Origin of the sequence: Verminephrobacter aporrectodeae subsp. tuberculatae At4 (genome assembly GCF_000193225.1) — a bacterium.
Classification (GTDB): Bacteria; Pseudomonadota; Gammaproteobacteria; order Burkholderiales; family Burkholderiaceae_C; genus Acidovorax; species Acidovorax aporrectodeae.
Genome location: NZ_AFAL01000679.1, coordinates 1 through 366, shown reverse-complemented (window position 1 = coordinate 366; position 366 = coordinate 1). Strand labels below are relative to the sequence as shown.

1 protein-coding gene is annotated in these 366 nt (G+C 67.2%); it reads left to right on the top strand.

The genetic code is table 11. The annotated features are described in order from the left end of the window. Positions 1 to 18: 18 nt before the first annotated feature. A partial coding sequence (locus VTU_RS28690) for an Ig-like domain-containing protein (protein WP_236610799.1) occupies positions 19 to 366 on the top strand: 348 nt, incomplete at its 3' end.

The following is a 366-nucleotide window of genomic DNA, read 5'->3' as shown; positions in this document are numbered from 1 at the left end:
CTCACGCTGAGCCGCGCCGTGACCCCGGCTGAGACGGTGAAAGTCAGCTACACCAAACCAGCATCCGGCGCCGTGGTGCAGGATGCGGCGGGCAATGACGCAGTGAGCTTCAGCGAGCAGGCGGTGACGAACACCAGCCCGCCAGCAGGGGGAGGCACCCAGCTCCCCACGCTCGCAGCGACCAACCCGATCACGATCGCCGACGACAAGCTGAGCATTGGCGAGAGCACCACCGTCACCATCCGCTTCGCCGAAGCCATCGCGACCGACAGCTTCACCATCGCCGACCTGACCGTGGGCGGTTACGCGACGCTGGCCAACGACCTGAGGAGCACCGACGGCGGCATCACCTGGACGGTCACGCTG